25 protein-coding genes are annotated in these 25701 nt (G+C 69.8%); 16 read left to right on the plus strand and 9 right to left on the minus strand.

What is annotated here, in order from left to right:
- The first annotated feature begins 11 nt into the window (after nt 1–11).
- A complete protein-coding gene (locus tag JRI60_RS15565) occupies nt 12–1709 on the plus strand; it encodes a serine/threonine-protein kinase (RefSeq protein WP_204226650.1) in 1698 nt (565 codons plus the stop codon).
- 202 nt (nt 1710–1911) lie between these two features.
- On the opposite strand, the gene JRI60_RS15570 is transcribed toward JRI60_RS15565, so the two are convergent.
- Complete coding sequence (locus JRI60_RS15570) at nt 1912–3333, minus strand: pyridoxal phosphate-dependent decarboxylase family protein (RefSeq protein WP_204226651.1); 1422 nt, start codon at nt 3331–3333, stop codon at nt 1912–1914.
- A gap of 190 nt (nt 3334–3523) precedes the next feature.
- On the opposite strand from JRI60_RS15570, the gene JRI60_RS15575 reads away from it, so the two are divergent.
- The 3 genes from JRI60_RS15575 to JRI60_RS15585 all read left to right on the plus strand — a co-directional run bounded on the left by JRI60_RS15575 (nt 3524) and on the right by JRI60_RS15585 (nt 7428).
- The gene (locus JRI60_RS15575; protein WP_204226652.1) at nt 3524–5305 is read left to right on the plus strand and encodes a hypothetical protein; all 1782 of its coding nucleotides are present in this window, start codon (nt 3524–3526) and stop codon (nt 5303–5305) included.
- 174 nt (nt 5306–5479) lie between these two features.
- Nucleotides 5480–6007 (plus strand): cytochrome c nitrite reductase small subunit, encoded by a 528-nt coding sequence (nrfH, locus tag JRI60_RS15580; RefSeq protein ID WP_204226653.1) that lies wholly within the window; start codon nt 5480–5482, stop codon nt 6005–6007.
- On the plus strand, nt 6004–7428 hold the full coding sequence (locus tag JRI60_RS15585; protein ID WP_204226654.1) for an ammonia-forming cytochrome c nitrite reductase subunit c552: 1425 nt from the start codon (nt 6004–6006) through the stop codon (nt 7426–7428). Before nrfH ends, JRI60_RS15585 begins: the two co-directional genes overlap by 4 nt.
- A gap of 2 nt (nt 7429–7430) precedes the next feature.
- On the opposite strand, the gene JRI60_RS15590 is transcribed toward JRI60_RS15585, so the two are convergent.
- Nucleotides 7431–8069 (minus strand): SGNH/GDSL hydrolase family protein, encoded by a 639-nt coding sequence (locus JRI60_RS15590; protein WP_204226655.1) that lies wholly within the window; start codon nt 8067–8069, stop codon nt 7431–7433.
- Between the two features lie 149 nt (nt 8070–8218).
- On the opposite strand from JRI60_RS15590, the gene JRI60_RS15595 reads away from it, so the two are divergent.
- Nucleotides 8219–9190: a 3-oxoacyl-[acyl-carrier-protein] synthase III C-terminal domain-containing protein gene (locus JRI60_RS15595; RefSeq protein ID WP_204226656.1), complete on the plus strand. Its 972-nt coding sequence runs from the start codon at nt 8219–8221 to the stop codon at nt 9188–9190.
- An 18-nt stretch (nt 9191–9208) separates the two neighbouring features.
- Here the strand turns inward: JRI60_RS15595 and JRI60_RS15600 are convergent, their stop codons facing one another.
- Genes JRI60_RS15600 through JRI60_RS15610 form a run of 3 tightly spaced genes read right to left on the minus strand, consistent with a single transcriptional unit; the run spans nt 9209 to nt 10916 of the window.
- Entirely contained in the window at nt 9209–9754 is a 546-nt protein-coding gene (locus JRI60_RS15600; RefSeq protein ID WP_204226657.1) for a Spy/CpxP family protein refolding chaperone, read from the minus strand.
- On the minus strand, nt 9754–10302 hold the full coding sequence (locus JRI60_RS15605; protein ID WP_204226658.1) for an anti-sigma factor family protein: 549 nt from the start codon (nt 10300–10302) through the stop codon (nt 9754–9756). Before JRI60_RS15605 ends, JRI60_RS15600 begins: the two co-directional genes overlap by 1 nt.
- On the minus strand, nt 10302–10916 hold the full coding sequence (locus JRI60_RS15610) for an RNA polymerase sigma factor (RefSeq protein ID WP_239470538.1): 615 nt from the start codon (nt 10914–10916) through the stop codon (nt 10302–10304). Before JRI60_RS15610 ends, JRI60_RS15605 begins: the two co-directional genes overlap by 1 nt.
- 204 nt (nt 10917–11120) lie before the next feature.
- Here JRI60_RS15610 and JRI60_RS15615 point away from each other — a divergent pair, with 204 nt between their 5' ends.
- Both JRI60_RS15615 and JRI60_RS15620 read left to right on the plus strand, forming a co-directional pair.
- The gene (locus JRI60_RS15615) at nt 11121–11867 is read left to right on the plus strand and encodes a hypothetical protein (protein WP_204226659.1); all 747 of its coding nucleotides are present in this window, start codon (nt 11121–11123) and stop codon (nt 11865–11867) included.
- Between the two features lie 106 nt (nt 11868–11973).
- A complete protein-coding gene (locus JRI60_RS15620) occupies nt 11974–12555 on the plus strand; it encodes a TIGR02265 family protein (RefSeq protein WP_204226660.1) in 582 nt (193 codons plus the stop codon).
- On the opposite strand, the gene JRI60_RS15625 is transcribed toward JRI60_RS15620, so the two are convergent.
- Nucleotides 12552–13019, minus strand: coding sequence for a peroxiredoxin (locus JRI60_RS15625; RefSeq protein WP_204226661.1), 468 nt, complete (start codon nt 13017–13019; stop codon nt 12552–12554). The two genes, JRI60_RS15620 and JRI60_RS15625, sit on opposite strands and share 4 nt — an antisense overlap.
- An 80-nt stretch (nt 13020–13099) precedes the next feature.
- Here JRI60_RS15625 and JRI60_RS15630 point away from each other — a divergent pair, with 80 nt between their 5' ends.
- The gene (locus JRI60_RS15630; RefSeq protein ID WP_204226662.1) at nt 13100–14266 is read left to right on the plus strand and encodes a YcaO-like family protein; all 1167 of its coding nucleotides are present in this window, start codon (nt 13100–13102) and stop codon (nt 14264–14266) included.
- Nucleotides 14263–15453, plus strand: coding sequence for a TfuA-like protein (locus JRI60_RS15635; protein ID WP_204226663.1), 1191 nt, complete (start codon nt 14263–14265; stop codon nt 15451–15453). The genes JRI60_RS15630 and JRI60_RS15635 overlap by 4 nt, the downstream gene beginning before the upstream one ends.
- A 16-nt stretch (nt 15454–15469) precedes the next feature.
- Here the strand turns inward: JRI60_RS15635 and JRI60_RS15640 are convergent, their stop codons facing one another.
- Entirely contained in the window at nt 15470–15865 is a 396-nt protein-coding gene (locus JRI60_RS15640; protein WP_204226664.1) for a hypothetical protein, read from the minus strand.
- Between the two features lie 233 nt (nt 15866–16098).
- On the opposite strand from JRI60_RS15640, the gene JRI60_RS15645 reads away from it, so the two are divergent.
- The 6 genes from JRI60_RS15645 (at nt 16099) to JRI60_RS15670 (ending at nt 22408) form a co-directional block, all read left to right on the plus strand.
- Entirely contained in the window at nt 16099–16341 is a 243-nt protein-coding gene (locus JRI60_RS15645; RefSeq protein WP_204226665.1) for a hypothetical protein, read from the plus strand.
- 31 nt (nt 16342–16372) lie between these two features.
- Entirely contained in the window at nt 16373–17206 is an 834-nt protein-coding gene (locus JRI60_RS15650) for a DNA-methyltransferase (RefSeq protein WP_204226666.1), read from the plus strand.
- 64 nt (nt 17207–17270) lie between these two features.
- A complete protein-coding gene (locus tag JRI60_RS15655; RefSeq protein WP_204226667.1) occupies nt 17271–18557 on the plus strand; it encodes a dicarboxylate/amino acid:cation symporter in 1287 nt (428 codons plus the stop codon).
- Nucleotides 18558–18630: 73 nt separating this feature from the next.
- The gene (locus tag JRI60_RS15660) at nt 18631–19113 is read left to right on the plus strand and encodes an FKBP-type peptidyl-prolyl cis-trans isomerase (protein ID WP_204226668.1); all 483 of its coding nucleotides are present in this window, start codon (nt 18631–18633) and stop codon (nt 19111–19113) included.
- 69 nt (nt 19114–19182) lie between these two features.
- Nucleotides 19183–21075 (plus strand): OPT family oligopeptide transporter, encoded by a 1893-nt coding sequence (locus JRI60_RS15665; RefSeq protein ID WP_204226669.1) that lies wholly within the window; start codon nt 19183–19185, stop codon nt 21073–21075.
- A 76-nt stretch (nt 21076–21151) separates the two neighbouring features.
- A complete protein-coding gene (locus tag JRI60_RS15670; protein ID WP_204226670.1) occupies nt 21152–22408 on the plus strand; it encodes a hypothetical protein in 1257 nt (418 codons plus the stop codon).
- Nucleotide 22409: 1 nt separating this feature from the next.
- Here JRI60_RS15670 and JRI60_RS15675 read toward each other — a convergent pair whose 3' ends face one another.
- Nucleotides 22410–23093 (minus strand): hypothetical protein, encoded by a 684-nt coding sequence (locus JRI60_RS15675; RefSeq protein WP_204226671.1) that lies wholly within the window; start codon nt 23091–23093, stop codon nt 22410–22412.
- 180 nt (nt 23094–23273) lie between these two features.
- On the opposite strand from JRI60_RS15675, the gene JRI60_RS15680 reads away from it, so the two are divergent.
- Nucleotides 23274–24011 (plus strand): class I SAM-dependent methyltransferase, encoded by a 738-nt coding sequence (locus tag JRI60_RS15680; protein ID WP_204226672.1) that lies wholly within the window; start codon nt 23274–23276, stop codon nt 24009–24011.
- A gap of 18 nt (nt 24012–24029) precedes the next feature.
- Here the strand turns inward: JRI60_RS15680 and JRI60_RS15685 are convergent, their stop codons facing one another.
- Entirely contained in the window at nt 24030–25652 is a 1623-nt protein-coding gene (locus JRI60_RS15685) for an ABC-F family ATP-binding cassette domain-containing protein (RefSeq protein ID WP_204226673.1), read from the minus strand.
- Between the last annotated feature and the right edge of the window lie 49 nt (nt 25653–25701).

The following is a 25701-nucleotide window of genomic DNA, read 5'->3' on the forward strand; positions in this document are numbered from 1 at the left end:
AGAGTCGCCGCATGTTGAGCCCGGGGAACGTGGTCGAGCGCTATGAGGTGGAGCGCGAGCTGGGCGACGGCGGCATGGCGCGCGTGTACAAGGTGCGCCATGTGGCCCTGGGCAGTGTCCACGCCCTCAAGGTGCTCGACCCGGAGCTGGTGGGGAACGCGGAGCTGCGCGCCCGCTTCCTGGACGAGGGCCGCATCCAGGCACGTCTGAAGCACCCGAACATCCTGGGCATCACGGACGTGGTCGCCGCCCCTGGCGTCGCGGGCCTGGTGATGGACTATCTGGAGGGCGAGTCGCTCGACCGGTACCTGGCTCGCATCCAGCAGCCCCCGACCGCGGACGAGGTGCGCGACATCTTCCTGCAGGTGCTGGAGGGCATGGGATTCGCCCACGAGCAGGGCGTCATCCACCGTGACCTCAAGCCCTCCAACATCTTCCTGGAGCAGGTGCGTGGCCGGCGGGTGGTGCGCATCCTGGACTTCGGCATCGCGAAGGCCGCCAGTGACGAGCGCCGGCCGACGACGCGCACGGGCGCGCGCATGGGCACCCCGCAGTACATGAGCCCGGAGCAGATCCGCGGGGCCGAGACTGTCACCGTCCGCTCGGACATCTTCTCGCTCGGGGTCACCCTGTACGAGCTGGCCACCGCGCAGCCGTGCTTCCTGGGTGAGAGCGACTTCAACATCATGGAGAAGATCGTCCGGGCCGAGTACGTGCCTCCACACGTGGCGTACCCGGGTCTCGAGCGCCAGCTCGCCGCGACGATCCTCCGGGCGATGGACCTGGACCCGGAGCGGCGCTTCGCCTCGTGCCGCGAGTTCGCCGCGGCGCTGGTGTCCGAGCCCCCGATCGAGCGGACCGAGGAGCCGGTCCCGGAGGCCCCACCCGCGCCCCGGGTAGCGACGCCCGCCCCGGTCCCCGAGTCCCAGGCGGCGACGCTCTTCCAGATAGCGAAGAGCCAGCGGATTCCCAAACCGCGGGACGCCTCGGGCCCTGTCGAGGAAAGCCCGCGGGCGCCGGTCGCTCCCATCCAGCAGCCCGAGCCGGAACCGGCGCGGACGCCGGCCGCTCGCATTCCGGTGGTTCGGGAGGAGCCTCCCGTCGTTGTTGTTCAGGCCCCCGAGCCGGAACCGGCGCGGACGTCGGCCGCTCGTATCCCCGTTGTCCCTCAGGAGCCTCCCGCCGTTGCTGTCCAGGCACCCGAGCCGGAACCCGAGCCGGAACCCATGCCGCGGCCTGTGAGGCCGCCGGACGCTCGTATCCCGGTGGCCCGGCAGGTTCCTCCCGCGGTTGCCGTTCAGGCGCCCGCCCCGGAACCGAGGCGGGAGTCCTCGGCTCGCGTCGTGGCGGTCCGTGAGGCTCCGGTCCTCGCCGTCAAGGAGCGCACGCCGGCTCCCATCGTCCAGAAGGAGCGCACCGTGCCGCCGGCACCGGCCCGTGAGCGCCCCGGACAGGCGAAGCCCGCGCCACCGGTGGATACCCAGCCACCTCAGGGGCGCAGGGCCTGGCGCTGGGTGCTGCTCTTCGCTCTCGGGGGACTGGCGACCATGTTCGGTTCGGGGCTCATCGGGATGCTGAGGGGGAAGGGAGAGCCGCCGAACCCGCCTGCTCAGAGGAGGACGGTAGGGGGTGCTCCGGTGCGGCAGCCCAGGGGCGCGCCAGCTACCCCGCCCCGCTCCACCGGGCGGGACGGCAGGGCCTCACCCTGAGCCATCCGAGAGATGTCCGCGAAGAGGAGGAGGACCCTCCGGGCGCGGTTTCGAGCAAGTGGTCTGACTGTCAGACCAGTTCGCGCGGCGCGCGTCCGGAGGGGAGTCCTCGGGCCACCGGCCGCCGCATCCACCCCACGTTCATGCTGACCGTGGGGCTCCAGTTCTCGGTGGCGGGGTCGTACAGCTCGGACGAGGTGAATTACAGAGAGACTGTCCCAGCGTGTGTGAGCTCCGCCGCGGCGGCGAGCACCTCGGCCACCACCATCTGGACGTCCTCGGGCGTGGTGCGGTGGTTCACGAAGCAGGCGCGCAGGACGAAGTTCCCCGACAGCGTGGCGTTGGAGAGGTAGACGCGGCCGCGCGCGTTGAGGCGCGCCAGCAGCTTCGTGTTGAACGCATTGCGCTCCGCCTCCGGGAGGCCCGCGACGTAGCGGAAGCACACCGCGCTCAGTGGCACCGGCGCGAGCAGCTCCAGCCTGGGCTCCGCGCGCACGAGCTCCGCCAGCCGCCGAGCGTTCTCCAGGTCCTTGCGGATGGCCTCCCGGAAGGCCCGGAGCCCGTGGTAGCGCACGGACAGCCAGGGCTTGAGCGCGCGGGCACGGCGTGACAGCTCGAGGGACTCCTCGAAGAAGGCGAAACTCTCCACGGCGTCCGTGCTCATCGAGCGCACGTAGTCACCCGAGAAGGAGAAGGCGCGGCGCGCGGCGGCGGCGTCCCGGAAGAGCAGCACCCCACAGTCCACCGGTTGGTAGAGCCACTTGTGCGCGTCCATCGAGAGCGAGTCCGCCAGCGCGAGGCCCTCGAAGCGCTCGGGGACGGCCAGCGCCGCCAGGGCTCCATAGGCCCCGTCCACGTGCATCCACAGTCCGTGCCGCCGGGCGATGGCCGCCACGTCCTTGAGTGGATCCACCGCGCCGGTGTTCACGGAGCCCGCGGTGGCGACGACGGCCAGCGGGCGCCTCCCGGCGGAGAGGTCCTCGGTGATGGCGCGCTCGAGCAGCTCGGGGCGCATGCGCCACTCCTCGTCCGTGGAGATGAGGCGCAGGTTCCTCCGTCCCAGGCCGAGCAGCGCCAGGGCCTTGGGAATGGACATGTGCACCTCGGTGGAGGCGTACACCACGCCCGTGGGAGAGCCCTCCTCGTTGGCCGGGGCCTTCGCCTCGCGCGCCATCGTGAGGCCCATGAGGTTGGCCGACGAGCCTCCACCCGTGAGGCTGCCGGTGAAGCCGGGACAGCCCACCGCGGCCGCGAGTCCCCGCACCACCGCGCGCTCCATGCTCACCAGCGTGGGCGCCGAGCGCCACGCGGTGACGTTCTGGTTCAGCACGCCGGCCAGGTAGTCTCCGAGCGCCCCCACCGGCTCCCCCGAGCCGAGCACGTAACCGAGGAATCGGGCGTTGCCGGCGCGTGTGCCGGCGATCACCGGGCCGAGCGCGTCGAGCGCGGCGTCCTTCAGGCCCTCCTCGGGCAATCCCTCGGCGAAGAGGGCCTCGCTGGCGGCGCCAGTGGTGGCGGGGGCGATGGCGCGCGCGTCCAGCTCCGTGAGCCACTGCTCGGCCAGGGTGGAGAGACGGTCGGCGAGGCGCCGGAAGTCCGCGGGAGACAGTTCGAGCGGGTTCATGGGGCGGCTGTCTTACCAGAGCCGCCACGGGTTGCTCCGTCTCGAGTCCACGGGCTCATGACCCTCCGCGTCATAGGAGGGCGGCCGGGAGCAGCCGGGCGCTCGGGGCATCCCGGTGCCCCGACGCCGACGCTTCTCTCCTGCTCCAGGGTGCTTTAGCTTGCCCCGGGGGACATGGGGGAGGGATGGGATGGTGGGGTTCTCGACGGCGCTGCTCGCGACGTTGCTCGCGAGTTCGACGCCTCTGCTTCCGGTGCGCGCGGGCAATGCGCTCACCTTGCCGGCTCAACGTCACGCGGTGCGTATCGACACGGAGGATGGGCGGCCGCCTACCTGGCTGCTCGCCGTCCAGCAGGAAGGCGTGGAGGGCCGGGGGTTGTCTCTCTTCCGCTCGGGGGATGGGGGCCGCACGTTCCGCTTCGCCGCCGCCATCCAGCCGGACGGGAGTCACCACGACCGGGCCGACATGCTCGTGGTGGGCCGGGACGTGGCGCTCGTCTATTCGTGGGAGTCGCCGAGCCTGAAGCCCTCGCGCAAGCACGACGTGTACTTCCAATGGTGGCGCTACCGGCCGGACACCCGCGACTGGGCTCCCCAGCCCGCGGTGCGCGTCTTCGATGCCGATGACTCCACGGCCTATACGCGGGCGCTGCTCGCGCGTGACTCACGAGGCCGGTTGTGGGTGCAGGCCTTCCGTCTGGACTCGGATGGCGGCTCCACCGCCGTGGTGTCCGTCTCCTCCAATGACGGGGCGAGCTTCCAGCGCCAGTCGAACCTGGGCCGTGTGAAGCGCCGCGGGGGCGGGCGGCTGCTGAGCCTCGGCTCGAAGCTCGTCTTCATCTACGCCATGCATGATGGCTTCGAGCCCACGCGCCTGCGCATCCGCGATGACGGAGATCCGCTGGATACCTGGAGCTCCGTGCGCAATGCCTTCTCCGATGGCATCTATCACGGGGCCGCGCTGAGCGCGGTCGCGGACGGCCATGGGGGCATGCACCTCGTCTACAAGGACGAGACCGAGCGCCTCTATCACCGGTACTTTGACGGAAGTACGTTCGGCTCGCGCACGCTGTTGGAGGACTCGCGGGACTGGGCGATGCAGCCCGCGGTCACCCGCGTCGGTGACAGGCTGTACGTCTTCTACAACGTCATGCGCGAGCCTGGCACGGACTACGAACTGCACGCCCGGGTGTGGGAGGGCGGGCGTTTCAGCGGACCCGAGGTGCTCGACTCGCATGCGACCTTCAAGGGCTACCTCACGGCCCTGGAGACGCTGCCGGAGGGTACGTCCGAGGTGCCCTGCTTCTTCGGGGAGTCTTCCGACGGCGTACCGGCCCGGATGGCTCGCGTGGCCCTCTCCGTGGAGGGCGGAGGAGGAGAGGGGTCGGGAGGAGCCGGGGACCCGGAGCCGGAGCCGGAACCCGGACAACTGCTCTTCAGTGACGGCTTCTCGCGCACCTCTTCGGACAGCGTCGGGAGTGACTGGGTGCAGAGCGGGCTGTGGCTGACGAACGGCCGGTACGCGGTGAGTGACCTCGACCATCCGGACGGGGAGGATCTCGCCCTCGCCCTGCCTTCTCGCTGCGGCGACTGCCAGGTGCGGGCGTGGTTGCAGGCCTTCGCCGCGGACGAGGCGGGTGTCGTGCTGCGCGCCCAGGGCGATGCTCGCTATGCACTCGTGTTCCTGCCGAACGGGCGCATTCAAATCCGCCGCTACCGGGATGGGCGCTTCACCGTGCTCGGCGAGGCCCGGAGCGGCCAGTCTTCCGCCTGGGAGGCCACGACGCTGTCCCTGTCCGCGTGGGGCTCGGGCCCGGTGCATCTCTCCGCCTCGGTGAATGGGCAGGTCCGCCTCACGGTGACGGACTCGGATGAGGCCGCCATCACGGGCCCGGGGCTCGCGGGGCTGGCCACGCCCATCGCCGGCGTCTGGTTCGACGACTTCCAGGTGCGCACGGTGGACGCGCCGTAGCGGCACGCGCAAGGTTTCCCCGCCTTCCGCTCCACGGACGCAAATCCTGCACCTCGAAAGCTACTTCTCCGTCCGTACACCGCCCGTACACCCCTGGCCCGGGAATTGAACCCCCGGGTCTCGGCTCGGAATGAGCCGGCGGTGGACGCGGTGCGAGGAGAAGGGTGTGCGGCGATGAGGCGCGAAGCGGAAGGGACGGTGGGGAGGGGCTCGCGCGCCCGGACCTGGCTGTTCGTCGCGCTGGGCGCGTGTGTGGGACTCGCCATCGGTATCGGTGGCTTCACCTTCACCTACGCGAAGGGCTACGCGTACCTCGCCAATGATCCCGCCGCCTGCGCCAACTGCCACGTCATGCGCGAGCAGTACGAGGGCTGGCAGAAGTCGAGCCACCATGCCGTGGCCACCTGCAATGACTGCCACACACCCTCGGGCCTGGTCGGCAAGTACGCGACCAAGGCGTTCAATGGCTTCTGGCACTCGTTCTATTTCACCACCGGCGACTTCCACGAGCCCATCCAGATCCGCCCGGGCAACCGGGAGGTGACGGAGCGGGCCTGCCGCAAGTGCCACGGCGACCTGGTGGAGACCCTCGAGGCCTCCCACGGTGCGCCAGAGACCTCATGCCTTCGCTGCCACAACTCGGTGGGCCACCCGGAAGGGCTCGGCCAGCCGGACGCGCGGGCTCAGGAGACCCGACCATGAGCAACCCCACGACACAGCCGGAGCCCTGGCTCCGGAGGTACCGGCTCGTCCTCCTCGCGGCGCTCGTCTCGGCCGCGGGCGCGGTGGCGGCCACTGCCCTGCTGGTGAACATCTCCGAGCGCAAGCAGGAGGCGCGCAACCCCTTCTACCGGGTGGTGGAGCTGGACGACACCCTCGAGGACCCGGCCATCTGGGGGAAGAACTTCCCCCTGCAGTACGACGACTACAAGCGCACCGTGGACCAGGTGCGCACGAAGTACGGCGGCAGCGAGGCCGTGCCGCGCACGCCCACCTCGGTGGATCCGCGCTCGGTGGTGGCCCAATCGCGCATCGAGGAGGACCCGCGCCTGAAGACGATGTGGGCCGGCTATGCCTTCGCCGTGGACTTCCGCGAGGAGCGCGGCCACGCGTACATGCTGGATGACCAGACGTTCACGGATCGCCAGCACGTCACCAGGCAGCCCGGCACGTGCATGCACTGCCACGGCTCGGTCTTCCTGCCCTACAAGAAGCTGGGAGACGGCGACCTCATCAAGGGCTTCGAGAAGATGAACCAGATGCCCTACGTGGAGGCGCGCAAGCTGGTGGAGCACCCGGTGGCGTGCATCGACTGCCACGAGCCGAAGACGATGGCGCTCCGGGTGACGCGCCCCGGCTTCATCGAGGGCATGCGCGCGCTCAAGGCGGGCCAGGGGGTGCCCGACTACGACGTCAACGCCCGGGCCACGCGCCAGGAGATGCGCTCGTACGTCTGCGGCCAGTGCCACGTCGAGTACTACTTCAAGGGTCCGGAGAAGCGGCTGACGTACCCCTGGGCCAAGGGCCTGAACGTCGACGGCATCATGGCCTACTACGAGGAGAACGGGCACAAGGACTGGGTGCACGCCGAGACGGGGGCGCCGGTGCTCAAGGCCCAGCACCCCGAATTCGAGATGTACAACCAGGGCATCCACGCCCGCTCGGGCGTGGCCTGCGCCGACTGCCACATGGCCTACAAGCGCGAGGGCGCGATGAAGATCTCCGACCACCACGTGCGCAGCCCCCTGCTCAACATCAACCGCGCCTGCCAGACGTGCCACAAGTGGTCCGAGGAGGAGCTGAAGGGCCGGGTGGAGACCATCCAGGACCGTCACCACAAGCTGCGCAACACGGCCATGGACGCGCTGGTGGACCTCATCCACGACATCAAGGAGCGCAAGCTGGGCGGCGCCACGGACCTCCAGCTGGCCGAGGCCCGTGGCTTCCAGCGCAAGGCCCAGTTCTACCTGGACTTCGTGGAGGCGGAGAACTCCAACGGCTTCCACGCGCCCCAGGAGGCGGCCCGAATCCTCGGCGACTCCATCAATTTCTCACGGCTCGGCCAGAACGCCCTGCGCAAGCAGTCCGCGCTGCAGCCGACGGAGGCGCGCAAGGCGGAGTGAGCTCAGCCGGTGGCCTGTGCGGTGCTGGCGCCGCGCTCGGCGGCGGTGTGCAGGGCGGGCCAGAAGTGCTCCGCCATCCGCATGTAGCCCACGTCCGAGGGGTGGAAGCCGTCGGGCGAGAAGTAGTCGGGGCTGCGCGGCAGCTCCTCCCGGCTGGGGGTGTGGAGGTCCACGCCGATGAGGCCGTGGCGGGACACCACGCGCGCCACGGCCTCGTTGAAGGAGGCGATGCGCGCCGAGATGAGCTCGATGGGCAGGAAGTGGGTGGCCAGCCGCGCCACGGGCGCGAGCGACATGTCCGGCAGGTTGGCGAGCACCACCGGGGCGCCCGTGCCCGCCAGTCCGCGTGCGAGCTGCTCGAGGTTGGACTCGAACTGGTGGGGCTCCACGCCGCGCCACAGGTCGTTGATGCCCACCGCCAGCGTCACCACGTGGGGACGGGAGCGGCTGGCCTTGGGGAGCTGTCCGGAGAGGACGGTGGCGCTGGTGGCCCCGCTCACGGACAGGTTGAGCAGGCCCACGCCCGCGCGGACGCGGCGCAGCCGCTGGAAGAGGTGTTCCACGTAGCCGCCATGGCGCGCTCCCACTCCGACGCCGGAGGAGTCGCCCAGGGCCACGTATCTCAGGGAGAGTGCGCTCATAGGTCGCTCTCCATAGCGGCCAGGAGCCGGCTTCGCAGCGGCGCCCGTCCTCCTCCCCGCCTGGCATGCGAGAGAGAGACCGCCTGGCGGCCCGGGTATGCTCTATTATCCCACCATCTCACGATTCCTCCACGCCGCGAGCCGAGGCGATGACGCGTCCTTCGATCTCCTTCCTGGGTTTTGGTGCCGCGCTGCCGGAGCGGGTGCGGAGCAGCGACGATCCCCTCTTCGAGCGGAGCCGCGAGGAGGCCCGGGCCCAGGGCGTGTCCGAGGCCTCGCTCTTCTATGGCAACCGTGAGCACCGCTGCCTGGGGCCGGACGAGTCGCTGGCCGCGCTCACCGCGAGGGCGGGGCTCGCGGCGCTGGAGGCCTCGGGGGTGCGGCGGGAGCAGGTGGATCGGCTCTACGGGTACGTCTCCGTGTCCGAGTTCATCTCTCCCAACGCGCTGTACGAGGTGCACCGGGAGATGGGACTGGGCTCGCACACGCTGGTGGTGCCGGTGCAGTCCGACTTCGCCAACTTCGTGATGGGGACCGTGCTGGCCTGGGAGGCCCTGCTCGCCGGGCACTCGGAGCGGGCGTTGGTGGCGGTGGGGGCGGGGTGGACGCGCAACGTGGACTACGCGCAGGGCCACGCCTTCGGCATCGGCGATGGGGCGGGTGCGGCCGTGCTCGGGCCCGGGGAGCGGCTCGTCCTGGTGGACTATGCCGCCGACACCTTCAGCGAGGAGTACGGGGCCATGACCATGCGCCCCCGCCCCGAGTCGGGCTTCGACAAGCCGGTGTATGGACTGGAGCCCTCCCGGGGCATGCGGGCCTTCCTGAGCTCCGGGATGGAGGGGCCGCCGAGGCTCGTCGAGCGGCTGCTGCGCAAGCACGGCCTCACCGGGGAGGACATCACCCTGGTGTCGCACCAGGCCACGCGCAAGCTGCTCGACCACTGGAACGAGAGGATCCGCCCGCGCGAATACCTGCACACGCTCGAGGACTGCGGGAACATGGTGATTGCCTCCATTCCCGTCACCCTGGCCCGCCACTACCGCGAGCTGCGCACGAAGTATCTCGTCCTCGCTGGTCTGGGCATCGGCGCGCACCAGATGGCCCTGCTGGTGCGCGTGTAGGGCGGTGGCCTCGCGGTGCTACGGGCCGCCGGTGCCGCGCTGCTGCAGGCGCTGCATCCGCTGCTGCAGGCGCTGCTGTCTGCGCTGCTCGCGTTGGGCCTCGCGCTCGGCCTGCTTCAGCAGCCGCACCATCTTCCCCTCGTTGCGGGCCATGAAGATGGCGAGCCGCGCCCGCTTCTGTGGAGGCAGGTCCTTGGAGAGCGCCTGGTACATGTCGCGATCCAGCGTCGCGAGCTGCACCCGCGCGTCGAACACCCGCTGCACGGCCTGATCCACCTGGGACTGCACTGATGCGTCTCCATCCGCCGCCTGCTTCAACACCCGCGCGGACTCCTGGACCTGGACCACCAGCGGTCGCCGCCGCTCATCGAACTGGCGCATCGTCTCCGCCATCTTCAGGGCCTGGGCCTCGTCCAGCTCCAGCTCCTCCGCCAGTCCCAGCACCCGCATCATCCGCGCCTGCTTCTCCGCGCGCTCCGTCGCGTCACCCGGATTGGCTGGAGCGGCCAGCGTCACCAGGGGGAACAGGGAGAGGGTCAGTACCGCCAGTCGAATGGGCTTCATCACAGCGAGTCTCCTGGATTGGGGGAGGACAGGAAATCGTCCAGTTCGGAGTCCAGCACCTCGTCACCGGGCTGGAGCTCCTCGGGTTGCGCTTCACTCAGGTCGAGCGCTTCGGCCAGCGGGTCCGCCAGCGCCCACTCCTCGAGCGCGGAGTGGGCCTCTTCCGCCGGGCTGTCGGGCAGCTCCACGTCGACCGATGGCGGCGTGGGAACGGCTGTGCGCTGCCGCACCACGGGCCCCAGCACCAGCAGCACCGCGGCGGCCAGCGCCAACAGGGCCCCGGCGGTCCGCATGCGTGCCGCCTGCTGGACCTGGGTCCCGCGCCAGCGGCTGACGGTCGTCCGAGGCAGTGCCTCCAGCACTGTCTCCTCCCGAGCGGACGGAGGCGGCAGCGCGGCCAGGGAGAGCACCTCGCGAAGGGCCTCCACCTCGTCCCGGCACGCCGCGCAGGACTCCAGGTGCGCGCGCACCCGTGCCTCCTCCCCGGGCTCCAGCGCTCCCGAGGCATGGAGGGTGAGCGATTCTTCGTAGTCCCGGCACGTGGCCATCAGTGTCCCTCCTCGGACGTGCCCGCCACCTGCGCCCGCAGACGCTTCACGGCGTGATGAAAGTTCACCTTCGCGTTCGTCTCGGTGATGCCGAGCGTCTCGGCGATGTCCCGGAAGCCCAGCCCCGCGTCCACCCGGAGCGTCAGCACCTCGCGCTGGCGGCGGGGCAGGGTGAGCACCGCCGCTCGTACCTGTCGCTCCCGCTCGCCTCGCTCCAGTGACTCCTGTGCGGACTCTTCTGACGCCTCGGGCTCTGGCATCTCGACCAGTGCCACCCGGCGCCAGCGCAGCCCCTGGCGGGCATGGTTCTTCGCCAGGTTGAGCGCGATGCGGATCAGCCAGGCCCGAAAGGGCGCGGAGCCCGAGGGACTCCAGCGCGAGAAGACGCGGCGCGAGGCCTCCAGGGCTCGCAGGAACGCCTGCTGGGAGAGATCCGCCGCGTCCTCGGGCCGGGCCGTGTAGCGCCGCATCAGCGCGAAGATCAGGGCCCGGTGCCGCTCCACCAGCGTACCGAAGGCCGCCTCGTCACCGGCCAGGAAGGCGCGGCACAGCGCCTCGTCGCTCGGCTCGGTGGCGGTCTCCGCCAGCGCCAGGGATGTCTCCGCGCCCTTCACGCCCCTACAAACCCCGGAGCCGGCGAAAAGTTAAAGGGGATTTTTTTCGTGGGTGTCCTGGAGTCGAGGTGTTCTGTGGGGTAGTGGGGAAGGTCCTACTTGAAAGGTCAGAAAGAGGTTCGCTTCGTCGGAGCGTTCCGTTATCTTGCACGCGGTGGGTCTGGACGGCTCACGGTGCGCCCAGCTGGGCGAGGAGGGAAAGCAATGGCGGAGACGATGGGGGGCGACATTGGCCTGCAGATCCTGCGGGCCGTGCAGGGTCTGGGTGTCCGGATAGAGGCGCTGGAAGTCCGGATGGAGGCGCTGGAAGTCCGGATGGAGGCGCTGGAAGTCCGGATGGACAAGGTGGAGGCCCGGATGGAGGCGCTGGAAGTCCGGATGGACAAGGTGGAGGCCCGGATGGAGGCGCTGGAAGTCCGGATGGACAAGGTGGAAGCCCGGATGGAGGCGCTGGAGGTCCGGATAGAGAAGGTGGAAGCGCAGGTGCGTGACCTGGGCGTGCGGATGGAGAAGGTGGAAGCGCAGGTGCGTGACCTGGGCGTGCGGATGGAGAAGGTGGAAGCGCAGGTGCGCGACCTGGGCGTGCGGATGGAGAAGGTGGAAGCACAGGTGCGCGACCTGGGCGTGCGGATGGGCAAGGTGGAAGAGCAGGTGCGCAGCCTGTTCGTCCGGATGGACAAGGTGGAAGCCCAGGTGAATGGCCTCGGTACTCAAACGGTCGAGCAGCAAATGTGGCTGGAGCGTCTGGTGGGCGAGTTCTTCAAGTCGCGCGACGAGTTGCGAGGTCAGGACCAGCAGGTACGCACGGAACTGTCAGCGGGCGTTCGCCAGGCGCACGCACGTATCACTCAGACGAATGGCACGGTGGTCCTGATGGCCTCGGTGTTGCGTCGGCCAACAGAGCTCGGCGAGGAGTTGGAGAAACGCCTGCGAGAGCTCGAAACGCACTGACGGCGCGCACTGAAGGCTCGCGCCATGACTCCGAGGTCTCCCGGTTGAGTTGCCGTCGGCCTCTGTCGGCTGACACAATGGAACAACTCATCGGGGGACCCGCAACATGCCATCGGATGGCGCGGCCGCACGCATCAAGGGAAGTGTCCTCATCACCCGCCTCAACCTCTTGAGGAAGCAGGGAGGTGTGGAGCGTCTCCAGCAGGTGCTCCAACGGTTGCCGGCCGCGGATCGCAAGGTGCTCGAGGGTGTCATCATGCCCATCGGCTGGTACCCGTTGGAGCTGAACCTCCGCCTCGACGATGCCATCGCCGGGGCGCTCTCCCCCAAGGAGCGCGCCAGGGCCTTCGTCGAGATGGGCCGGGCCTCCGCGGAGGAGAACCTGCAGGGCCCCCACCACGTCTTCATCCGCAAGGGGGATCCGCACTTCCTCCTCAGCCACGCGCCGGAGATCTACCGGCTCTATTACGCGGTGGGCTCACGCACCTACGAGAAGACCGGTGCCCGGAGCGCGGTGCTGCGCACCGTGGGCGCGGAGAGCGTCACCGAAGCGGACTGTCTCACCATCATCGGCTGGCACCAGCGCGCCATCGAGATGAGCGGGGGCCGCGACGTGCGCGTCGATCATCCGAAGTGCCGCGCCCGCGGCAACGGCTACTGCGAGTACCTCTGCTCCTGGCTGGGTTAGGCGCCCGCCTCCGGCAGCGGGTGCTCCCTCAGGTAGCGCAGCACGTCATCCAGGTGCTTGTAGACGCGCACCTCGTGACGGATGACGGACTCGATGATGCCGCGCGGATCGATGATGTAGGTGACGCGCCGGTCCACGTTCAGCACGGGCCAGAGCACGTCATAGGCCTTGCTGATGGTGCGGGCCTCGTCCCCCAACAGCGCGAAGTGGATGTCCTCCTTCTCCGCGAAGGCGCATTGCGTCTTCACCGTGTCCACCGAGACGCCCACCAGCTCCGCCCCGAGTGACTGAAGGTGCTCGTGGTTGTCCCGGAAGTGCCGCGTCTCCTCGGTACAGCCGATGGTGAAGGCCTTGGGAAAGAAGAAGAGCACCACCCGCCGGCCCCTCAGCGCGGAGAGCGAGAAGGTGCGTCCCTGGCAATCGGTCCCGGTGAGCTCCGGGGCGGCTTGTCCCACTTCCAGCATCTTCTTCGGCCTCCTGGGCCCCGTCTCCCCTAGCATGCTTCCCCGGATACGCCCACGTCTGCCCGCCTCCGAGTCCCATCGTGCCCCTCCCGCCTGCTCCCTCGCTGACACCTGCCTTCCTTGAACGGCTCGCCCGTGCGCTGGGTGTCACCCGGGTGGCTCGGGTGACCGGGTTGGACCGCGCCGGAGTGGAGGTGGCCGCCGCGGTGCGTCCGGGCGGCTACGTGCTGCAGGTGTGCAACGGCAAGGGGTTGGAGCTCCAAGCAGCGTCGGCCGGGGCCCTCCTGGAGACGGCGGAACTGTGGGCCGCGGAGACGGTGCCGCTGGAGCGGCTCGTCTGGGGAACACTGGAGCGCCTGGAGGCCCAGGGGCACACGGTCTGGAGCGCCGACACGCTGGGCACTCGGGGGGGCGTGGTGGTTCCCCGTCTGTGGAGCCGGCAGGTGCGCTGCGCGTGGCGCGAGGCGGCCGAGCTGCACTCCGGTCGTCCCGTGCTCGTCCCGGCGCAGGCCGTGTATTGCCCGCCCTCGGGGGCGCCAGCGCTCGGGCCGATGAGCGTGCAGTGGACGAGCAACGGCTCGGGCGCCCACCCCGAGCGGTCGCGGGCACTGCTGCATGCGCTGTTGGAGGCGACGGAGCGCGATCAGCTCGCGCGCATCCTCCCGGACGGGTGGACGGAGGAGGTGCTCCGCGCCCGCCTGCTGCGCTCCGGTGGGCTGGAACAGGGCGCGCCCCGCACGGCGGCGCTCGCGAGCGCACTGCGACAACGCGGCTTCGACGTCCACCTCTTCGACCTCTCTCCAGGTACTCGGACTCCCGGCGCCGTGGCCCTGCCCGTGGGGGGGGCGATGCTCGTGGACCGGGATCAGGGACCGGTGCCCCTGGCGGCGGGTTACGCATGTGGGCTGGGACGTGACCAGGCCCTGCTCGGCGCCTTGTTGGAGGCGGCGCAGTCCCGGCTGACCGACATCCACGGTGCGCGCGAGGATGTGGCCGCGGCGGACCGCGAGGCCTCCCTGGCCCTGGCCGCCGCCTGTGCCGAGGTGCGTCCGAGACGTGCCGTGCAGTCCATGCCCGACCTCTCCGACGAGGTGTCCTCGCCGGAGGAGGCCGTGCGCGAAGTGCTCACCCGGCTCGCGAAGGCGGGCTTCCCCCGGGCCGCCGCCGTCGAGCTGGAAGCCCCTCTCCCCGGACTCCACGTGGTGCGCGTGGTGGTGCCGGGCCTGCGCGTCTCGGAGCTGCTGTGAAACGCCGTCCCGTCTCCTCCCGTCCCGATGACCTCGTCGTCTTCCTCGGCCCCTCTCTGCCGGAGGACGAGGCCCTGGAGCTGGCTCCGTGCCGCGTGCTGCCACCGGCCCGACAGGGCGACGTGTGGCGTGCGCTCTCCCTGCGCCCGAGGGCCATCGCCCTGGTGGATGGCGTCTTCGAGGCGCAGCCCTCCGTCTGGCACCACGAGCTGCTGGCCGCGCTCGATGCCGGGGTGGCGGTGTTCGGCGGAGGCAGCATGGGGGCCCTGCGCGCGGCGGAGCTCGCCGAGCATGGCGTGGTGGGCGTGGGCCACATCTTCGAGGCGTACCGCCGGCGCGAGCTGGTGGACGACTCCGAGGTGGCGCTGCTCCATGCCGACGCGGAGCACGGCTTCCGTCCCTTCACGGTGCCGCTCGTCAACGTGCGGCACGCGGCACGGCTGGCGCAGCGCGCGCGGGTGCTCGCGCCTCGCGAGGCCCGGGCGCTGGTGGACGCGGCGGCGGCGCTCTTCTACCAGGACCGCACATGGCCCCGGGTGCTGGCGGCCGTGGCGGAGGCCTGGCGTCCGGCCATCCGGCAGAAGTGGGACGCGTGGGCCGCTGGGGGCATCGAGGATCTCAAACGAGAGGACGCGCGTGCCTGCATCCAGGCGGCCGCGGCCTTCGTCGCCTCCGGAGCACGTGCCCCCGTGCGCGAGCGCACCGGCCGTGCCCCGCCGTCCTCCTACGTCCGCCGCCGCCGTCTCATGGAAGGGCTGTGCGAGACGGAGGCGGGCCTCGTGTCCTCGGAGGATGTGCTCGCCGCCCTGCGGGAGGCTCCCGACGCGGTGGAGCTGGCCGAGGCGGGATTGCGGCGGGCGCTGCTCGCGGGGTGGGCCCGGACGCTGGGCCTCTCACCTACCTCCGAGGAGGTGACGTGGGCCGAGTCGGAGTGGTGGGCGCGCCTGGACGTTCCACCCGCGGAGCGCGAGACGTACCTCGCCGCCTGTGGCCTGGACGCGCACGAGCTGCGGCGCCTGTGCGAGGAGCGCGCGCTGGAGCGTCTCACGCTCGAACACGCGTCGCGGCTGTTGCCCGATGGGCCCTCGTGGGACGAGGCGCTCGCGAACGAGGCGCGCCTCCAGGGCCGCTGGGTGGAGGCAGCCAGCGGGCTCGTCGCCCCGAGGCGTGGCCGCCGCAAGCGGTGAGCCTCGGGGTGCTCTCTCAGCCGCACATCTGTCGGCAGGCCGCGGGGGCCAGCTTGGGGTCGTTCTGCTGATTGACGTAGTCCTGGCAGGCGAGCTTGCCCAGAGCCTCCTGGCATTCCTCGAACCTGCCCGCGTCGAAGTCTTCCTTGCCCGCGTTGTAGCCGACGCAGTTCTGGGCGTCCTCGGTGCGCTCGGCGCAGCCGTTGGAGACGTAGAACCTGGACTTGCACTCCTCCGCGCTGGCGCCGTAGGCGTATTGGAACACCGCCGTGTCCTTGTCCGTCCGGCACTCGAAGTTCCGCTCGCACAGCTGGTCGACCATCTGTCGGCAGACCTCATCGGGTGACGCGGACGCGCAGCCAAGGGTGGTGAGGGCGAGCAGCACACTTCCCGCGAGCAGGGTCGAGCGCATGGGCGTTCATCTCCAGGGAGAGAGGATCCTCGTCCGAGTTAGCACTGGCTCTCCTGGCATGGCCGTGACCCGGCGGGCCGGCGGCGGGAGGTGTGCGTCAGCCAACGGCCCCTGGCGGAACAGCACCCAACGGTCGACATTGTGAAGGGCCCTTCCGGCGGGCGGGGGAGCGGTGGGGACGTTACGCTGGGCGGACGCGGCGCCAGGGAGTGCGCCGAAGGCGGCGAGGAGAGATGACCCGGATCTGCCAGGACGAAGTAGGTCGCTGTGACTTCATCGACGTGCTCGAGGAGGCGGTCCTGCGGCACCGGCCGGTGGCGGTCCAACTACGGGAGGGCGAGGCCTTCATCGACGAGGTGCTGGACGTGGTCACCGAGCAGGGAGACGACTTCGCCGTCTTCAAGTCCCACGAGCGGGTGCCGGTGGGGGACATCCTCGCCGTCACGAGGGCGGTGCCTGTCGAGGCGCGGTGGTGAAGCGGGGCGGCTGGGGTAGGGTGCGCGCCGGATGAAACCTCACGATGAGATCGACTCCTACCGCTGCGTGCGGGCCGATGCGCGGGAACCCGAGGGATACCGGGCCGTGCTGGGCGAGGCGAAGGCTTCCTTCCTGCACACCGACCCGCCGTATTGCCTGCTCACGAGGCGCCGCAAGGGCGGAGACCTGAGGGACCCGCGCGCGAACAAGAAGATCGACCGCAACCCCATCGTCCGCTTCGAGACGGTGCGCGACTACCGCGCCTTCACCGAGGCGTGGATGACGCGGGCGGTGGCGCACCTCACCCCGGACGCGACACTGGCCATCTGGACGAACCTGCTGGGCAAGGAGCCCATCCTCGCGGTGGCGCGCTCGCTGGGCTACGGCCACCTGCGGGGCGAGTACGTCTGGGGCAAGCGCACCACGGACAAGAACGCCAATGAGCAGCTGCTGCGCGTGTACGAGGTGGCGCTCGTCCTGTCGCGCACGCCGGAGCCCCCGTTGGACCCCGCGGGCCTGCCCACCGTCTGGGCGGTGGTGGGTGGCTACGATGACGACGCCGAGGCGGCGCGCTGGGGCAACCACCCCCACCACAAACCCTTCTCCGTGCTGGAGCCCCTGGTTCGCACCTGGAGCCGGCCGGGGGATCGGGTGTTGGACCCCTTCGCCGGCAGTGGCTCGATGCCCGCGGCGGCGCTGCGACTGGGACGCCAGCCGGCGTGCCTGGAGGTGGAGCCCGAGTGGGCCGAGCGGGTGACGCGGCGGCTCCGCGAGACGGCGAGCGAGCTGGCCCGGGGGGCGGGGAGTCGGCCGGAAATCAACACCCCCGCCGACAAGGTATCCGCCACCGGGAATCATCGGTAGGCTGCGGAGCCCCTCTGGGTCTCCAGGGGCTCGTCTCCCCAGCCACACGCGAAGAGGCACACGGATGAAGCAGCACCAGAAGATGCTCCTGGGCATCGTCATCGGCACCGTGGCGGGCATCGCCGCCAACACCCTGGCCGGAGGCGCGCCATGGCTCGAGTGGGTGGTGACGAACATCACCGCCCTGGCGGGGCAGATCTTCCTCCGGTTGCTGCTGATGCTGGTGGTGCCGCTGCTCTTCTCCGCGCTGGTGATGGGCGTGTGCGAGCTGGACCTGAAACAGCTCGGCCGGCTGGGCCTGCGGACCATGGGCTACACCGTGGTGGTCTCCAGCATCGCGGTGCTCATCGGGCTGCTGCTGGTCAACACGCTGAAGCCAGGCCTCGGATTGAGCGACGAGGCCCGCGCGCTGGCGATGAAGGGCACCTCGGTGCAGGCGGCCCCCTCGCCGAGCAACACCTCGGTGCCCTCGCTGATCGCCGCCATGATTCCCAGCAACCCGATCAAGGCGGCGGCGGATGGGGACATGATCTCCCTCATCATCTTCTCGCTCATCTTCGGCCTGGGCCTGGCCCTGACGCCCACGGAGGGCGCGCAGCGGCTGCGCGAGACGATCCAGGGCCTGCACGACGTGATGATGAAGCTCATCGACGGGGTGCTGAAGCTGGCGCCCTACGGCGTGGGGGCGCTGCTCTTCAGCATGATGGCGCGCCTGGGCATCGGCGTGCTGATGCAGGTGGCCTCCTACGTGGGCGTGGTGCTGCTGGCGCTCGGGCTGCACATGTTCGGCGTGTACTCGCTGTCGGTGCGTTTCCTCGGCGGGCGCAACCCGCTGACCTTCTTCCGCGACTGCCGCCTGGCCATCGTCACCGCGTTCTCCACGGCGTCCTCCAGCGCCACGCTGCCCACCGCGCTCAAGGTGGCCGAGGAGAACCTCAAGCTGCCGCGCAACGTGGCGCGCTTCGTGCTCACCGCCGGCTCGGCGATGAACCAGAACGGCACCGCGCTCTTCGAGGGCGTCACCGTGCTCTTCCTCGCGCAGGTGTTCGGTGTGCAGCTGAGCATCGCGGATCAGGCCGTGGTGATGTTCATCTGCGTGCTGGCGGGCATCGGCACCGCGGGCGTGCCGGCCGGCTCCATCCCGGTCATCGCGATGATTCTGGGCCTCTTCAAGATTCCCCCCGAGGGACTGGCCCTGGTGCTCGGCGTGGACCGCTTCCTGGACATGTGCCGCACCACGCTCAACGTGACGGGGGACCTGGCCGCCGCCGTCTACGTGGCCCGGGGCGAGCCCGCGCTCACCGCCGAGTCCGAGGGGACCCAGCTCGAACCCGGCTCGCCCGCCTCCTGAGCGTGCCAGCGAGCAAGGGTTGTCTCTCGCCTCCTTGTCGTCCCATACCCGTAGCAAAGAAGGAGCAGCCACTATGAAGGTGTCCAAGGACAGCGTCGTCTCATTGGAGTACCGGTTGCACCTCGGGGACGGGAAGGTCGTCGACGAGAGTGAGCCCGGGCATCCGCTCTCCTATCTGCATGGCCGGGGGCAGATCGTCCCGGGGCTCGAGGGGCAGCTGGAGGGCATGGGCTCGGGTGAGTCGAAGAAGGTGGTGGTGGCTCCCTCCCAGGGCTACGGCGAGCACGACCCGCGCGGCCTCCAGACGGTGCCTCGTGACATGTTCCCCCCGAATGCCCAGCTGCAGCCGGGCATGACCATCTCCGCGCAGACGGAGGGCGGGGACGTCATCCCCATCACCATCCGCGAGCTCAAGGGCGACCAGGTGGTGGTGGACCTCAACCACCCGTTGGCGGGCAAGACGCTCCACTTCGACGTGACGGTGCGCGAGGTGCGTCAGGCCACCAGCGAGGAGCTGGAGCACGGTCACGCCCACGGTCCAGGCGGCGCGCACTGAGAGGGCAGCCCGGAAGGGCGCGATACCCACTCGTGGGGTAGGGGGTGTTCCGGTAAGGTTGCGCTCCCAATGAGCCAACCCGTCTCCCCCTCTCCCCAGCAGCTCCAGCTCAAGCCCGAGCCGGATTCCGTGCCCCCCCGGGGGTCCACCATGGCCGCCAAGGATCCGGAGCGGCACTGGCTCGAGAACGTCTACAAGGCCGGCGTGCGCCAGCTCACCGTGCGCGCCGTCATCGCCGGCATGCTGATCGGCGCGGTGATGTGCCTCTCCAACCTGTACGTCATCCTCAAGACGGGCTGGAGCCTGGGCGTCACCATCACCGCGTGCATCCTCGCCTTCGCCACCTTCGGCGCCCTGCGCGCGGTGGGGCTGGTGCGGACGGAGGTCTCCGCGCTCGAGAACAACGCCGTGGGCTCGGTGGCCTCGGGTGCGGGGTACATGACGGGCGGAGGCAACATGGCCGCCGTGCCCGCGCTGCTGATGCTCACCGGAGCGCTGCCCTCCACCGGGTGGCTGGTGGCGTGGTTCTCGGTGGTGTCCGCGCTGGGCGTCTTCGCCGCCATCCCCATCAAGCGCCAGCTCATCAACATCGAGCAGCTCCCGTTCCCCACGGGCACCGCCACCGCCGAGACGATCCAGGCACTCTACGGAGCGGATGAGCGCTCGCGCGGCAAGGCGCGCTACCTCGGCGTCGCCGGCCTGATCGGAGCCGTCATCGCGTTCTGGCGGGATGCCAAGGCCTCGTGGCTGGCGTGGAACCTTCCCGCGAAGGTGAGCCTGCCCTTCACCATCGGCGGCAAGCCCGCGGGGGCGTGGACGCTCTCGTTCGACTTGAGCCTGCTGCTCGTGGGCGCCGGGGCCCTGGTGAGCTTCAAGACGGGCTGGTCCATGCTGCTGGGCGCCATCCTCACCTACGGCTTCCTCGCCCCGGAGATGGTCAGCCGCGGTGTCATCCCCGAGGTGACGTACAAGGCCATCAACTCCTGGGCGCTGTGGACGGGGGCCGCGGTGCTCGTGTCCTCGGGCCTGCTGTCCTTCGCCTTCCAGTGGCGCAGCGTGGCGAAGTCCTTCAAGGCGCTCTCGGGCCTCTTCGGGAAGAAGGGCGAGGAGGAGAAGGATGCGCTCGCCGACATCGAGTGCCCGCCCACCTGGTTCCCCCTGGGCTTCCTGGTGCTGGGTCCGGTGGCCGTGTTCCTGATGGCGTACCTCTTCCAGATTCCGTGGTGGGCCGGTGTCATCGCCATGCCGCTGTCGGTGGTGATGGGCGTCATCGCCGCGCGCGTCACCGGGGAGACGGACACCACGCCCACCAAGGCGCTCGGGCCGGTGACCCAGCTGCTCTACGGCGGACTGCTGCCCGGAAACCTCGCGGCCAACGTGATGAGCGCCAACGCCACGGGCGGGGTGGGCCTGCACGCGGCGGACCTGCTCACGAACCTCAAGACCGGGTGGCTGCTCGGCGCCGATCCGCGCAAGCAGTTCTTCGCGCAGCTCCTCGGCCTGGTGGCCGGTGCCGCCGTGGTGGTGCCCGCCTTCAACCTGCTGGTGCCGACCGCGGAGGTGCTGGGCACCGAGGAGTTCCCCGCGCCCTCCGCGCTGGTATGGGCCGGCGTGTCGAAGATGCTCGTCAACGGAGTGGGCTCGCTGCACACGTCCGCGCGCATCGGCGCCCTGTGCGGCCTGGTGCTGGGCGTGGTGCTGGTGTTGCTGGAGCGCTGGGCTCCGAAGAAGGCGAAGCCGTACATTCCCTCGGCGTCGGGCCTGGGGCTGGCCATCGTGATTCCGGGGGCGAGCTCCATCAGCTTCTTCATCGGCGCGGCCATCGCCGAGGTGCTGCGCCGCAAGAAGGCGCAGCTGGCCGAGGCCACGGTGCTCCCCGTGAGCTCGGGCTTCATCGCGGGTGAGAGCCTCATGGGCATCGCCGTGGCGATGCTCAAGGCCTTCGGGGTGATGCCCAAGTAGGAAACTTTCGCGGGGCGGGCCCGATAATGAGTCTTGAGTCACCCGCCCCCACGAAAGGACCCCTACCGTGAGCTCCGTGTCGTCCACCACCAGGAGGCCCGTCTCCACCCCCTCGCCCGAGGTCAGCTCCAAGCCCAAGGCGGCCGGCGGTGAGGCGCCCACGACCGCCAAGGCGGGCAATCAGGTGAAGGCGGAGCCCGCGCATCCGCAAGTGTTCCGCGATGGTTTCGAGGGGGCCGGGGCCGGTGCGAAGGCGGCGAAGGCCGGCGGCGTCGCCCAGGTGGGCAATGACCCGGCGTACCAGGAGGCCCTGAAGACCCAGCGCGAGCTGTCCGGCCTGCGCCAGCAGCTGGGCCGTGTGCAGCTCGAGCTGGAGAACCGGAACCCGTTCGAGAAGGCCCGGGATGCCATCACCGGAGGCGACAACGGCAAGGAGAAGCAGATCCAGGATCTGAAGGCGAAGATCTCCGCCCTGGAGAACGTGGAGCGGGCCCAGCCCGCCGAGGCCGTGGAGCGGGCGCGCTTCACCGTCTTCATGGACCGGATGGGAGAGCTCGAGAAGACGATGGGCAAGGGCGAGGCGGCCACCATCGCGCGGCAGACCTACTACAACAGCACGGTCTGGAACGTGGGCGGGGGCACGCCGTTCGGGGCCTCGGAGGGGGCCATCAATGCCGCGGGCCTGCCGCATGACCCGAACTACAGCGGCGGCATGGCGGTCGGCGGTTACAGCGGCCGGATGCGCACGCCGGACGGGCAGGAGGTGGACATGGGCCACGTGGCCTGCGCGCTCGACTGGCAGGTGAACGAGAAGCGCGTCCCCGACAACTACCTGCTCCCGACCCTCCCTCCGACCCGCATCCCGAACCCCTTCAACCTCCAGACGGTCACCCTCACGGGGGATGTGGCCTCGGCCATCAAGAACACCGCTCGGGGTGACAACGCGGGCGCCCGTGCCGACACCGCCATCGGCAACGAGGGCAAGGAGGACTGGTACGGCGACATCGACGGGCTCAACCTCGCGAACCGCCTGGCGCAGAACCCCAACCAGAGCCTCACCCAGGTCCTGGGGGACTACTACGGCAAGGGCCAGTACCAGAACCGCATCGACGAGTTCGCGACGCACAGCCGCTACATCCAGCGGGACGGCCAGGGACAGCCGCTGCGCGATGCGCAGGGACACTACGTGGTGGACAAGCAGAAGCTGGAGAGCGAGGCCTACGCCTTCGCCAACATCCTCAGCCCCAAGTCCATCAACAACCCGTCCGGCGAAGTGGTGAACGCCTGGTCCCGCTGGTTCAACCAGGAGCAGGACGCGGCTCGCAACAACTGACTCACTTCTTGTCCGGGACCGGCTCCTGCGTCTTCGGGGGAGCCGGATCCTTCTCGTTGATGTTGACGACGACGGGGACGGTCTTGTTCTCGGTGTTGGGAGGACCCGGCTCCACCAACACCTGATGGAACGTCCCGAGCTTGGAGACGCTCGCCCGGATGTCCTCGAGCGTCCGCACCGTGCACGCCTTGTCCTTGGGGAGCGCGCTCTTGGCCGTCTCGATGACGCGGGCGGGCGACACCGTCGCGTTCCTGTCCAGGGTGACCCAGATGATGGTGTCGACCTGATAGGACGACCCGAGCTGGACATTCAGGCGGGGCAGGGGAGCGGGTGCGCCGGCCGCGGTGTCACCCTGAAGTGTCACGCGTGCCTCCATCCAGCAGAGCGCGCGAAGCCGGTCCTCGAGGAGCCGGGCCGCGGCCTCCTGGCACTGCGCGGACTTCGTGCTCCCAACGGCTTCCAGGGGCAGGTCCGCGAGCAGCCGGTCTCGAAGGGACCTGGGCAGCTCGTCGAGCCCGGAGACCTGTTCATGGGCAAGGGAAGCCGTGCGCGTGGGCTGGCACTGTTCCCGGGTGAGGAACCTCTTGTCGACGCGCTCCATCACCTGGCGGGTGTTGCCCTGCTGGGAGGTGGCGCAGGCGGCCAGGGTGAGGCTGAAGAGGGCGACCGAAGTGCGGCGGAGCATACGAGGCTTGTAACCCACCGACGTACCCCGCGCATGTGGGAGTCGATTCGTTCCCGAGGGGGCCGGGAAGAAATGCGCGGTCTGGCGTTCTCACGGTGCAGGCAGGTTGGCCGAGTGTGACTCCCTCCTGCTCAAGCAGCGTCAGTGCCCTCGTGCCGGACCGCGCGACAGGAGACCCGTATGACTCCCTCCCCGATGCTCGAAGTGAAGCTGCCCACGCTTCACGAGCTGCCCACCTATGTCTTCGATACCCTTCTCTCGTGGAACATTCCTGGCCTCACCCGCTCGCTCGTCGGACTCTACGGGCGGCCGGACGGGTGGCTCGGGCGTCTGATCGGCCATGTCATGAGCTTCGAGCACGGCCCCGTGACGCGCTGGACGTTGGAGCACATGGACATCCAGCCCAGGGATCGGGTACTGGACGTCGGCTGCGGGGCGGGCAAGGCGCTCGAGCTCCTGGCGCACCTGGCCCCTCGGGGCTTCGTGGTGGGCCTCGACCACTCCGAGACCATGGTCTTCCAGGCCCTCTCGCGCAATCGGGCCCGGGTGCTCGCCGGGCAGCTCTCGGTTCGCATGGGCGACGTGGGCCGCATGCCCTTCGCCGATGCTTCCTTCGACAAGGTGTGCGCCATCGAGACGCTCTACTTCTGGCCCGATCCGAGGGCGGCCCTCGAGGAGATCCACCGGGTCCTGATCCCCGGAGGCCGGGTGGCGCTCTCCCTGGAGTACACCCGGGATGCCTCCCGCGCGGGGGACCTGTCCGACACCCTGGAGTCGTCGGCGGGGATTCGCATCTACTCGAGCGCCGAGGTGCTGGAACTGCTGGAGGCGGCTGGCTTCACCGCGCTCCGCCATGAAGCGCAACCCTCGCGCAGCAACGGCTGGCTGTACGTCGAGGGCCGCAAGCCCGGCCACTGAAGCCGGGCCCGCGGGCGCTCAGCTGCGCAGGCCGGGGGCCTCGTGGCCGGTGCGCGCCACGTACTCCGTGTAGCCGCCGCCATACTGGTGGATGCCCTCGGGCGTCAGCTCGAGCACCCGGTTGGACAGCGAGGCCAGGAAGTGCCGGTCGTGGCTCACGAAGAGCATCGTGCCCTCGTAGTTGGCCAGCGCCGCGATGAGCATCTGCTTCGTCGCCATGTCCAGGTGGTTGGTGGGCTCGTCCAGCACCAGGAAGTTGGGCGGGTCATAGAGCATCTGCGCCAGCACCAGCCGCGCCTTCTCGCCTCCGGACAGCACCCGGCACTTCTTCTCGATCTCATCGCCCGAGAAGCCGAAGCATCCCGCCAGCGCGCGCAGCGAGCCCTGTGAGGCCCGGGGGAAGCGGTCCACCAGCGAGTCGTAGACGGTCTGCTCCGGCTTCAGCAGCTCCATCGCGTGCTGCGCGAAGTAGCCCATCTTCACGCTGCCGCCGAGCGACACCGCCCCGTCATCCGGCCGCGACTCGCCCGCCACCAGCTTGAGCAGCGTGGACTTGCCCGCGCCGTTCACTCCCATCACGCACCAGCGCTCGCCACGACGCACCAGGAAGTCCAGCCCGCTGTAGATGCGGCGCTTGCCGTACCCCTTCACCACCCGCTCCAGCTTCGCCACGTCGTCGCCCGAGCGCGGCGCCGGCTGGAACTCGAACACCATCGTCTGACGGCGCTTCGGCGGCTCCACCTTCTCGATCTTCTCCAGCTTCTTCACCCGGCTCTGCACCTGCGCCGCGTGCGAGGCCCGAGCCTTGAACCGCTCGATGAACTTCAGCTCCTTGGCGAGCATCGCCTGCTGGCGCTCGTACTGCGCCTGCTGGTGCTTCTCGTTCAGCGCCCGCTGCTGCTCGTAGAAGTCGTAGTTGCCCGAGTACGTCGTCAGCTCGCCGCCGTCGATCTCGATGACCTTCGTCACGATGCGGTTCATGAACTCGCGATCGTGGCTCGTCATCAGCAGCGCGCCCTCGTAGCCCTTGAGGAACGTCTCCAGCCAGATGAGCGACTCGATGTCGAGGTGGTTGCTCGGCTCGTCCAGCAGCATCACGTCCGGCCGCATCAGCAGGATGCGCGCCAGCGCCACGCGCATCTTCCATCCGCCCGACAGCGCCCCCACGTCCCCGTCCATCATCTCCTCGCTGAAGCCCAGGCCCGAGAGGATCTCCCTCGCCCGTCCCTCCAGCGCGTACCCGCCCAGCTCCTCGTAGCGCCCCTGCACCACCCCGAAGCGCTCCACCAGCTTGTCCATCTCGTCCATGCGGTCCGGATCCGCCATGGCCGCCTCGAGCTGCTTGAGCTCCGCCGCCACCTCCGACACCGGCCCCGCTCCGTCCATCACCGCCGCCACCGCGCTCTGCCCGGACATCTCGCCCACGTCCTGGTCGAAGTAGCCGATGGTTACTCCGCGATCGACGGACACCTGCCCCTCGTCCGGGTGCTCCTGCTGGACCACCATCCGGAACAGGGTGGACTTGCCCGCTCCGTTCGGACCCACCAGGCCCACCTTCTCGCCCTTGTTGAGCTGTGCGGACGCTTCGACGAAGAGGATCTGCTGCCCGTGCTGCTTGCCGATGTTGTCGAGACGAATCATGGGACCTCAGTAGGGGCGAGATACCCTCACCCCGACCCTCTCCCGGAGG

The organism is Archangium violaceum (assembly GCF_016887565.1).
GTDB lineage: Bacteria > Myxococcota > Myxococcia > Myxococcales > Myxococcaceae > Archangium > Archangium violaceum_B.

Coding starts and splice junctions, on each gene's coding strand:
- JRI60_RS15565 (WP_204226650.1), top strand. CDS start 12: ATGTTGAGCCCGGGGAACGTGGTCGAGCGCTATGAGGTGGAGCGCGAG.
- JRI60_RS15570 (WP_204226651.1), bottom strand. CDS start 3,333: ATGAACCCGCTCGAACTGTCTCCCGCGGACTTCCGGCGCCTCGCCGAC.
- JRI60_RS15575 (WP_204226652.1), top strand. CDS start 3,524: ATGGTGGGGTTCTCGACGGCGCTGCTCGCGACGTTGCTCGCGAGTTCG.
- nrfH (WP_204226653.1), top strand. CDS start 5,480: ATGAGGCGCGAAGCGGAAGGGACGGTGGGGAGGGGCTCGCGCGCCCGG.
- JRI60_RS15585 (WP_204226654.1), top strand. CDS start 6,004: ATGAGCAACCCCACGACACAGCCGGAGCCCTGGCTCCGGAGGTACCGG.
- JRI60_RS15590 (WP_204226655.1), bottom strand. CDS start 8,069: ATGAGCGCACTCTCCCTGAGATACGTGGCCCTGGGCGACTCCTCCGGC.
- JRI60_RS15595 (WP_204226656.1), top strand. CDS start 8,219: ATGACGCGTCCTTCGATCTCCTTCCTGGGTTTTGGTGCCGCGCTGCCG.
- JRI60_RS15600 (WP_204226657.1), bottom strand. CDS start 9,754: ATGAAGCCCATTCGACTGGCGGTACTGACCCTCTCCCTGTTCCCCCTG.
- JRI60_RS15605 (WP_204226658.1), bottom strand. CDS start 10,302: ATGGCCACGTGCCGGGACTACGAAGAATCGCTCACCCTCCATGCCTCG.
- JRI60_RS15615 (WP_204226659.1), top strand. CDS start 11,121: ATGGCGGAGACGATGGGGGGCGACATTGGCCTGCAGATCCTGCGGGCC.
- JRI60_RS15620 (WP_204226660.1), top strand. CDS start 11,974: ATGCCATCGGATGGCGCGGCCGCACGCATCAAGGGAAGTGTCCTCATC.
- JRI60_RS15625 (WP_204226661.1), bottom strand. CDS start 13,019: ATGCTGGAAGTGGGACAAGCCGCCCCGGAGCTCACCGGGACCGATTGC.
- JRI60_RS15640 (WP_204226664.1), bottom strand. CDS start 15,865: ATGCGCTCGACCCTGCTCGCGGGAAGTGTGCTGCTCGCCCTCACCACC.
- JRI60_RS15645 (WP_204226665.1), top strand. CDS start 16,099: ATGACCCGGATCTGCCAGGACGAAGTAGGTCGCTGTGACTTCATCGAC.
- JRI60_RS15650 (WP_204226666.1), top strand. CDS start 16,373: ATGAAACCTCACGATGAGATCGACTCCTACCGCTGCGTGCGGGCCGAT.
- JRI60_RS15655 (WP_204226667.1), top strand. CDS start 17,271: ATGAAGCAGCACCAGAAGATGCTCCTGGGCATCGTCATCGGCACCGTG.
- JRI60_RS15660 (WP_204226668.1), top strand. CDS start 18,631: ATGAAGGTGTCCAAGGACAGCGTCGTCTCATTGGAGTACCGGTTGCAC.
- JRI60_RS15665 (WP_204226669.1), top strand. CDS start 19,183: ATGAGCCAACCCGTCTCCCCCTCTCCCCAGCAGCTCCAGCTCAAGCCC.
- JRI60_RS15675 (WP_204226671.1), bottom strand. CDS start 23,093: ATGCTCCGCCGCACTTCGGTCGCCCTCTTCAGCCTCACCCTGGCCGCC.
- JRI60_RS15680 (WP_204226672.1), top strand. CDS start 23,274: ATGACTCCCTCCCCGATGCTCGAAGTGAAGCTGCCCACGCTTCACGAG.
- JRI60_RS15685 (WP_204226673.1), bottom strand. CDS start 25,652: ATGATTCGTCTCGACAACATCGGCAAGCAGCACGGGCAGCAGATCCTC.